Annotated in this window: 8 protein-coding genes; 5 read left to right on the forward strand and 3 right to left on the reverse strand. The window is 60.8% G+C overall.

Annotated elements, in window-relative coordinates:
- Nucleotides 1-155: 155 nt before the first annotated feature.
- Nucleotides 156-959: a substrate-binding domain-containing protein gene (locus tag M3I54_RS21390; protein ID WP_254339560.1), complete on the reverse strand. Its 804-nt coding sequence runs from the start codon at nucleotides 957-959 to the stop codon at nucleotides 156-158.
- 128 nt (nucleotides 960-1,087) lie between these two features.
- Here M3I54_RS21390 and M3I54_RS21395 point away from each other — a divergent pair, with 128 nt between their 5' ends.
- Complete coding sequence (locus M3I54_RS21395; RefSeq protein ID WP_254339561.1) at nucleotides 1,088-1,882, forward strand: IclR family transcriptional regulator; 795 nt, start codon at nucleotides 1,088-1,090, stop codon at nucleotides 1,880-1,882.
- A 1-nt stretch (nucleotide 1,883) separates the two neighbouring features.
- Here M3I54_RS21395 and M3I54_RS21400 read toward each other — a convergent pair whose 3' ends face one another.
- Nucleotides 1,884-3,227, reverse strand: a complete 1,344-nt coding sequence (locus tag M3I54_RS21400; protein ID WP_375542179.1) for an MFS transporter — start codon at nucleotides 3,225-3,227, stop codon at nucleotides 1,884-1,886.
- A gap of 458 nt (nucleotides 3,228-3,685) precedes the next feature.
- Between M3I54_RS21400 and M3I54_RS21405 the strand changes: the two genes are divergently transcribed.
- Complete coding sequence (locus M3I54_RS21405) at nucleotides 3,686-4,984, forward strand: MFS transporter (RefSeq protein WP_254339562.1); 1,299 nt, start codon at nucleotides 3,686-3,688, stop codon at nucleotides 4,982-4,984.
- Nucleotides 4,985-5,036: 52 nt separating this feature from the next.
- Complete coding sequence (locus M3I54_RS21410; protein ID WP_254339563.1) at nucleotides 5,037-5,819, forward strand: substrate-binding domain-containing protein; 783 nt, start codon at nucleotides 5,037-5,039, stop codon at nucleotides 5,817-5,819.
- Between the two features lie 282 nt (nucleotides 5,820-6,101).
- On the opposite strand, the gene M3I54_RS21415 is transcribed toward M3I54_RS21410, so the two are convergent.
- Complete coding sequence (locus M3I54_RS21415) at nucleotides 6,102-7,070, reverse strand: LysR family transcriptional regulator (RefSeq protein WP_254339564.1); 969 nt, start codon at nucleotides 7,068-7,070, stop codon at nucleotides 6,102-6,104.
- A 265-nt stretch (nucleotides 7,071-7,335) separates the two neighbouring features.
- On the opposite strand from M3I54_RS21415, the gene M3I54_RS45380 reads away from it, so the two are divergent.
- Nucleotides 7,336-7,662, forward strand: a complete 327-nt coding sequence (locus M3I54_RS45380; protein ID WP_375542180.1) for a hypothetical protein — start codon at nucleotides 7,336-7,338, stop codon at nucleotides 7,660-7,662.
- A gap of 586 nt (nucleotides 7,663-8,248) precedes the next feature.
- Nucleotides 8,249-8,441, forward strand: a 193-nt coding sequence (locus tag M3I54_RS21425; RefSeq protein WP_254339565.1) for a helix-turn-helix domain-containing protein, incomplete at its 3' end; no start/stop codon positions are given.

The following is an 8,441-nucleotide window of genomic DNA, read 5'->3' on the forward strand; positions in this document are numbered from 1 at the left end:
CGAGGTGGACGATGTGAGGTGGTGCTGGCGCTGCCGCACAGGCAGCGTGTCGTGTGATGGAGCATAGCTTTGGCTGCGTCGCCCCGAATTGGCCTCGTTCCACTGGGTGAAACAGAAGCCCTTTTCGTGCGCGACACTGCAAACGCGCGCCACGCTCACTGCTGGGTGCCGGCCTCGACCGGATCAAGACCGGCCTCTTCGAGGATGCTTCTCGCCCCGGGCGTTTGGAGATAACGGATCAGCGCCCTTGCGGCGTCGGGCTCGGCGGCCTCGCGAGCGACGGCTGCGGAAATCACGCTCATCTTTTGCAGCGGCTCCGGAAGCGGTCCGACGTACTGAATGCCATCAATCGCGCGTAGCTCACTGATCTGCTGCAGGCCCATATCCGCCTCCCCCCGTTCGAGGGCGACACCAACCAGTTCCTTGCCTTTGATCTGGACCATCTTGCCTTTCATGGCATCAGTAATGCCAAGCTTGGGAAACAGGGTCCCGGTCACATAATTGCCGCTTGCCCCCTCCGAGAAGGCAACGGAGCGTGCATTGAGCAAGGCTGATCGAACCGCGTCGGCAGAATGGATATCGGGCTTCGGCAGACCCGCACGTACCGCGATGCCGACGCGCGATATCGCGACATCGGTGCGTGTGTTCTCGACGAAACGGCCCTCGTGAATCTGTTCGTCGAGCGCGGCACCGATCATGAAACACACGTCCATCGGTTCGTGGTTCCTGATCCGCACCGGCAGGTCATCGCTCGATGTCCCGTATGACGGACCCCACGAAACGATCAACCTGTTGCCGGTTGACTTCTCGAACGCCGGAGCGATCATTTTGAACGCCGCTGACAAGGCTCCGGTTGCGAGAACGTGGATGTCTGCGGCCTGTGCGCTCATTGCACCGCACAGCGCGAGCAGCATCGGTGCAACAATCCGTAGACTGACGTGCCTGATCGGGATATTCATGACTTTTCAATGCTCCTGTTGATGAAGACAATTCATGGCGGCTCGCGATGGTCCAGGCCGCTACGTTTGTACGAGCTTCGCCGCTAGCCCGTCACCGCGCCTGTTGCGCAACACCTGATCTCGATACGATGAACGCTTCCGAAAAGATGCCTCGCCATGCCTCTGAAACCGTGTTGAACCGCTCCCTCGAACGAGGGCTGCTATTGCTGCGAGCTTTCGGGCCGGGTGCCGACGCGCTCGGCAACGGCGACTTCGTCGAGCGCACCGGATTGCCGAAAGCCACAGTGAGCCGCCTTGCTCGCACGCTGGTGGAGTGCGGCTTTCTCCAGCACGATGCGGTGCGCCAGGTCTACCGGCTTGGCGTTCCGGTACTGAGCGTGGCCCATGCGATGCGCACGGGCTCCAGAATCCTGCAGGCCAGCACGCCACTCATGCGCGAAGTCGCCCAGAAGCGCCAGATCAACGTGGGACTTGCAGCGGCCGACGGCGACGACATGGTTTATCTCGAATCCTTTCGCTATAACCAGCGAGCTTCGCTGCGCACGGTCGTCTCCGGCCAGCGGGTACCGATGGAGCTGACCGCGCTGGGACGCGCACACCTGTCGACCCTGGACGATGACGAACGCGCGCGGCGGCTTGCATCGCTGGAGCGCCGCGGCAGCCGGCACTGGAAGCCAATCCGGCGGCAGATCCTCGAGGCAATCGATCACGTTCGTCGTCTTGGCTACTGTGTGGCGAGCTGGCAGCCCGAAGTTGTCGCACTTGCGACGCCGTTGACGGTACCCGGGCATCCGCCGGTCATGCTGAATTTCAGTGTGCGCACGACCGATACCCCATCAGACGTCTCGACGGCGCTCGCGGCCCCGCTGCTGCAGTTGCGCGAGGCCATCGTTCATGCGATGGCGGTGCTGGAAAGCGACTGAGTCATTGCTCGCTGACCGAGCGCTTCGGTACGCCGAGCACGACGGCCATGCCACCGAGCAGGGAAACGAGCGCGACGGCGTAAAGCCCCATCGCGGTGCTGCCCAGACGCGAGGACGCAAGACCGATGACCGTCGGCGCAAAGATGCCGCCAAACTGGCCAAGGCTGCTGATCAGGCCAATTCCGCTCGCTGCCACGGCCGGTTTCAGATAGGCCGGCGGCAAGGTCCAGAAGAGCGAGAGCATGCCGAGATAGCCAGCCGTGGCAACGCACAGCAGCACCATCAATGCGCCGACGTCATGCGCAAACAACGGCAGCAACACGACCCCGCCTGCGGCAAGCGTTGCACTGACCATGAAATGCCAGCGCCGTTCGAGCCTGCGATCTGAACTGCGTCCCATCAGATACATGGCGGCCGCTCCCACCACGTAGGGAATCGCCGAGAGCGCACCGATATGCCAGAAGTTCGTCACGCCGCTGTTCTTGATGACGCTGGGCGCCCAGATATGGACGACGATGCTGGCCCAGGGCACGCTGAAATAGGCAAACGTCAGGAAGTAGAACCTGGGCTCACGCAGTGCGACCCAGATGGACTTCGGTGCTCGTGTCTCTTTCAGCGCGGCCTCGCGGCGCAGCGCATCGAGCACGATTTGCTTTTCTTCAGCATTGAGCCACTTCGCCTGTTCGGGCCGGTCAGTCAGGCATCGCCAGGCAGCGATACCGGCCAGGATGGAGGGCGCGCCCTCAAGGATGAACATCCATTGCCAGCCGTTCAGCCCGAGCGCGCCGCTGAGCCGTTCGAGTATCAGCCCGGACACCGGTCCGCTGACTATGCCCGACACGCAAATCGCGGTCATGAAGAGGGAAGTCACCCGCGCACGCCGTGCGGCGGGAAACCAGTAGGTAAAGTAAAGGATGACACCGGGAAAGAAGCCAGCTTCGGCGACTCCGAGCAGTATGCGAGCGAAATAGAACTGCATCGGGGTACGGACGAATGCGGTCGAAACCGACACCACACCCCAGAAGGTCATGATGCGCAACAGGGTCAGGCGTATACCAATACGCTGCAACCAGAGATTGCTGGGCACCTCCAGCAGCATGTAGCCAAGGTAGAAAAGCCCCACACCAAGACCGAATGCGGCTTCGGACAGGCCGATATCGCGGCGGAACTGAAGGTGGGCAAAACCGATGTTTGCCCGATCGATATAAGCGAAGACATAACAGACGAAGAGCAGCGGCATTAGCCTCCAGGTTACCTTGCGGTACGCCGCTTCGGTCATCGAATGCTGGGCGGCCGTCGCCTTGGGCGAGGGACTTGTCACTGCTTGCATGGCGTCTCCAGTCATTTATTGGCTGCGGAATGGGTATTCCCGCCCGGACCGCCCGGCCGGATCCCGCATGAACACGATTATGGTTGCCACACGGAGAACGCCAAGGCGCTAGTTTCACTACGTGGAACAGCGCAGTTCAGCCAGACCAATTGGAAAATTGACAGGTGCGCGCATGCCTGAAAGCTTTTCCGGGCAAGCAGGCACGAGAAGCGCGGACGTGAGCAGTCGTTGCGCCACACAAAATAACGATCATTCGCATCGCCAGACGCGATATGGGACATGCGCCCCCGCTTCACAGTGTCGTTTCGTGGCCTGTGCGCTGAATCCGAAGATGCCGCCGACGGCGTCGATTGATAACCAAAAAACATCAATCGTTCAAAAGATTGCACTTATCGTTTTATTGGACATCGGCCAGTATTCCCGGAGGACAAGAGCGGACCACCGCGTATTTCGGGATTTCAGGAGACACATTGATGCACCCTTCGCCCTCTACCCTTTCGCCGGGTCGTTCAAAGGCTGCGGCAGTTTTCCGCGTAACGGCCGGGAATTTTCTGGAGCAATTCGACTTCTTTCTGTTTGGCTTCTACGCGACGCAAATCGCCAGCGTCTTCTTTCCCGCGACGAGCGAATTTGCCTCGCTGATGATGACGTTCGCGGTCTTCGGCGCCGGCTTTCTGATGCGCCCGCTGGGCGCAATCGTGCTCGGCGCGTACATCGACGACGTCGGCCGTCGCAAGGGCCTCATCGTCACGCTTTCCATCATGGCGAGCGGCACGATCCTGATCGCGTTCGTACCGGGCTACGCGACAATCGGCCCTCTGGCGCCCGCGCTGGTGCTCGTTGGCAGGCTGCTGCAAGGGTTCTCGGCGGGCGCTGAACTGGGGGGAGTGTCGGTGTACCTCGCCGAGATGGCCACGCCCGGCCGCAAGGGTTTGTTCACGAGCTGGCAGTCCGCGAGCCAGCAGGTAGCGATTGTCGTGGCCGCGGGCCTGGGCTTCGCGCTCAACCAGTCGCTGACCGCCACGGCTATTGCGGCCTGGGGATGGCGAGTCCCCTTCCTGGTCGGCTGCATGATCGTGCCGTTCATTTTTATGCTGCGGCGCAACCTGGAAGAAACGCAGGAGTTCAAGGCGCGCCAGCATCGTCCCACGATGAACGAAGTGTTCCGCACGCTGGTCCAGAACTGGGCGGTCGTGATCGCTGGCATGATGCTGGTGGCGATGACCACCGCGAGCTTCTATCTCATCACGGTCTACGCGCCGACTTTCGGCAAGTCGGTCCTGCACCTGAGCACCGCCGATAGTTTGCTCGTGACGCTGTGTGTCGCCATATCGAACTTCGTGTGGCTCCCGATCGGCGGAGCCCTCTCCGACAGGATCGGCCGCAGGCCGCTCCTCGTTGGCATGACGATGCTCACCATCGCAACCGCCTACCCCGCACTGTCACTGCTTGCGCATGCGCCGAGCTTCCTGAACATGCTACTCGCCCTCCTTTGGCTCTCGTTCATGTACGGCATCTATAACGGCGCGATGATCGCTGCACTCACTGAAGTGATGCCGGCGCAAGTACGCGTTGCGGGCTTCTCGCTCGCCTATAGCCTCGCGACGGCGGTTTTCGGCGGCTTCACGCCAGCGATTTCGACGGCGCTCATTCACATGACCAACGATAAAGCCGCACCCGGCTACTGGATGAGCTTCGCCGCAGCCTGTGCGCTTTTCGCGACGTTCGCGCTCTATCGCCGGCGCGCGGCAACGTTGACGCCGGCGCATTAACGCGCATCTCATTGCAAAGCGTCTATTACCGGCTATCTGAACGACTCTGATCATGAAAAATCTGCTTCTGAAACTGTGCGCGGCAACGCTCGTCGCAACCTCGGCTGCCGGGGCGAACGTACAGGCCGCCGACCTGCACGTCATGAGCTCGGGCGGCTTTACCGCGGCGTATAAGGTGCTGGGTCCGAAGTTCGCATCCGGGACGGGCAACACGCTCGACACCGCGCTTGGTCCGTCGATGGGCAAATCGCCAGAAGCGATCCCCAACAGGCTCGCGCGGGGCGAACCTGCGGACGCTGTCATCATGGTTGGTTATGCACTTGACGAACTGATCAAGGAAGGCAAGGTCATCCCCGGATCACGGGTCGAGTTGGCCGATTCGCGAATCGGCATGGTCGTGCGTGAAGGCGCGACGAAACCCGATATCAGCTCGGCAGACGGCCTCCGGCAGACGCTGCTGCATGCGAAGTCGATCGCCTACTCGGACAGCGCGAGCGGTGTTTATATTGAGCGGGAATTGTTCAAGAAACTCGGCATCGAAGATCAGGTCAGGCCGAAGGCCAAGATGATCCCGCGGATTCCAGTAGCCTCAGTGGTGGCGAACGGCGACTACGAAATCGGCTTCCAGCAGGTGAGCGAGTTGTTGCCCGTCAAGGGGGCGACCTTCGTCGGAAAAATCCCCGAGTCTCTGCAGTCCGTCACCCGCTTCGCCGCGGGTATTCCCGTCAACGCACAGCATCCGAAAGAAGCGAAAGCCCTGCTCGACTATCTTGCGTCACCTGGCGTACAAGCCGAAGTGAAATCGACGGGGCTCGATACCGTCTCCACTCACTGAGACAAACCTGAAGGAAGGCGTGCCCTGGGCAGCCTTCCGGTCACCTCTCCGGCTCGCTTCTCACTGCCCCAGCCGCAGCTGCGCTGCGGCCCCGAGCATTCGGGCAGAACACGTACGATCGCAAGCGCCTTCCCACATCGCAACAAGCGACATGCCCCCGCAAACGATCGGGCAGAAGACGACCGGCGCAGCCCACTAGCGGCAAGGAATGATCGAGCGAGATGCAGAACTCCATGCTCAGTACGACCCGAAGATCCATGGAACGAAGCACTCTTACCGATCTCACGATGCGGCCTTACTGCTCGACCTCTTTTTCGCATATGCGGTTTCGCCCAAGATGTCGCTGCTTGCGAAGCCGTCGCGCCTCATCTCGATAATCGTTCTGTGAAACTCCTGCGCGGCCGGTGTAAGCGGACGGCCTCGGCGTCTTACGATTCCAACGCGCCGCCTGACCACCGGTTCGACGAGCGGCACACTCGTGAGGATGGGGTGATCGTGCCCGGGCATGGCCATCGAAGGCACCGCGGCGACACCCAGCCCCGCTTCGACTAAACCAAGCATAGTCGTGACATGACGCGTCTCGCAGACACTCGGCGAGCGCGGCGCCACGTTCGAGAGCGCCTGATCGAGCAATAGTCGGTTGCCGGAAGTCTTGTCCACCGAGACATACTCATGCTCGTAAAGCTCGTTCCAGGTCACACGCTTCTTGCGCGCAAGGGGGTGATCACGACGGCAGGCGGCAACGAAGCGCTCCTGCAGCAGCACTTTAAACTCGACCTCGGACTCCTGGCTGCCCACAAAGCTCACGCCGAAATCTGCCTCTCCGCTGATTACGGCGGAGAGCACCTCGTTGGCGCTCACGTCCAGCATCTTGACCCGAATGCGTGGAAAGCGCCGGTGATAACTCGCGACGGCGCCTGGCAGGAAGTAGTAGGCCACTGAAGGCACGCAGGCGACGGTGACGTGACCCAATCTGCTCGAAGAAACATCGCGGATGCCGAGTAACGCGACGTCGAGATCATCGAGCAACTGTTCGGCGCTGCGCGCGAATACGCGGCCGACAGTGGTCAGCGTAACGCTGCGCGTGGTGCGCTCGAACAGCCGTACGCCGAGCGCTTCCTCTAGCTTGTCAATCCGGCGGCTCAAGGCCGGCTGCGAGATACTCACCGCCTCGGCGGCCTTGCGGAAGCTTCCGAGCTCCACCACTGCTCTAAACGCCTGCAAGTCGTTCAAGTCGAAGTTGACGCCCACGGACCATCCTCCGCATTTTGGATGCGGATATTTTGCACGATGCAGCTCAAAGCACCCATTGGGAACTACGCGCGCTTACGGGCGCACGCGCGCGACGGGCAAAAATTTCACGAGCCAGCTATTTATTACGAGGCAACTACCCCTCCATTGATCGCTTTCGTGTTCGCGGGTATTTGTCGCTCATCGCCTGCGCCTCGATGCCTTTGCGCCGTCGGTCCTTCGTTCGCCACTCGTTTGCCTGCTTCTTGAGATTGCTTTTCTGGCCATGGCGGCAAGCGGTCTGGTCGGCGACTCGGATGTCTGGCTTATCCCCGGCAATTCGTTCGTCGCCACGCTGCAAACCTTATCCTTCACGCATATCGAGAATCTGACCTACACGTCGGTCATGACAACAGGCACACCTGCGGTCACAGAGCGCCGGCAAGCGATCGGGATGGCAGCCTCGGCACCTGTCCCGTCCCGCATTGGGGATGCTGCGGTGATCACGATGCAAACACGTTCGTCTGCTAACTTCGGCACAAGACGGGATTCTCTGATCGGAGACAGAAAGAAATGGCAACGAGGCCAGGAGCCCGCAAAGCATCCGCGTTAGATTGAGTCGCGCGGCAATTGCCCGACCAGGCAGATCCGACGACGGGGGGATAAATCGATGGAACGCTGCTCCGGTCTGCCATTCCCTTTCCCAGATGCCCAAAATGGCTTTCGCGCCGGCATCGATGGGAGCAAGTACGCGGCGCGACCGTCGAAGCGTCGTCCACCGGGCGTGATTGGCTACAGGCGACGAGATCAGACGATCGCCGAATATAGAGCCGTTCCGGAATGCGTCGGGCTGTCGTCTTCTCTAGCGGCATCGGAACGAGCCGGATCTCTTTGAAAAATGGCACGAGGGTTGCTTGGCATGTCCGCGCTGCAGGTGCACTTCGCGAGCACACCCGCAACGCCCAAAGTGTTGCGCGCCGCCTGCGCGCGAAAGAGCGCCTGCGGTCCGGTGGCCGGGGCGATCCCTCATTCCCCGGAGAGCAAGAACCGATGTAATTGCTACAAGGATGGTGTCTTACTTGCCGATCTTGTGCCACCGCTCCGATCCACAAAACGTTTGGCTGAACGATCATGAGTGCGCTGCGAACTAGTCCATTGCGTCATTGAAAAAGCACCTTATTTGGTATTCAATGAAACACATGGAAAAGATGAACTTAACCACGCTTGAGCGCAAACAATTGCTGTCGGCGGCTCGTAGTCAAACGGTGCGCGCAGCAGACACGCGGCGTGCCCGGTTGATCCTGATGCTTGACGACGGAGAGACACGTGAGGCGATCATGCAGCGGCTGCGCTGTGACTCCCGCTTCATTAGCCGTTGGTCGAGCCGGTTTC

The organism is Paraburkholderia sp. CNPSo 3274 (assembly GCF_024206475.1).
Lineage (GTDB): Bacteria > Pseudomonadota > Gammaproteobacteria > Burkholderiales > Burkholderiaceae > Paraburkholderia.

What these genes read in the sequence shown, in the direction of transcription:
- M3I54_RS21390 (WP_254339560.1), bottom strand. Translation starts at nt 959, where the DNA reads ATGAATATCCCGATCAGGCACGTCAGTCTACGGATTGTTGCACCGATG.
- M3I54_RS45380 (WP_375542180.1), top strand. Translation starts at nt 7,336, where the DNA reads ATGGCGGCAAGCGGTCTGGTCGGCGACTCGGATGTCTGGCTTATCCCC.
- M3I54_RS21405 (WP_254339562.1), top strand. Translation starts at nt 3,686, where the DNA reads ATGCACCCTTCGCCCTCTACCCTTTCGCCGGGTCGTTCAAAGGCTGCG.
- M3I54_RS21395 (WP_254339561.1), top strand. Translation starts at nt 1,088, where the DNA reads ATGAACGCTTCCGAAAAGATGCCTCGCCATGCCTCTGAAACCGTGTTG.
- M3I54_RS21410 (WP_254339563.1), top strand. Translation starts at nt 5,037, where the DNA reads ATGAAAAATCTGCTTCTGAAACTGTGCGCGGCAACGCTCGTCGCAACC.
- M3I54_RS21400 (WP_375542179.1), bottom strand. Translation starts at nt 3,227, where the DNA reads ATGACTGGAGACGCCATGCAAGCAGTGACAAGTCCCTCGCCCAAGGCG.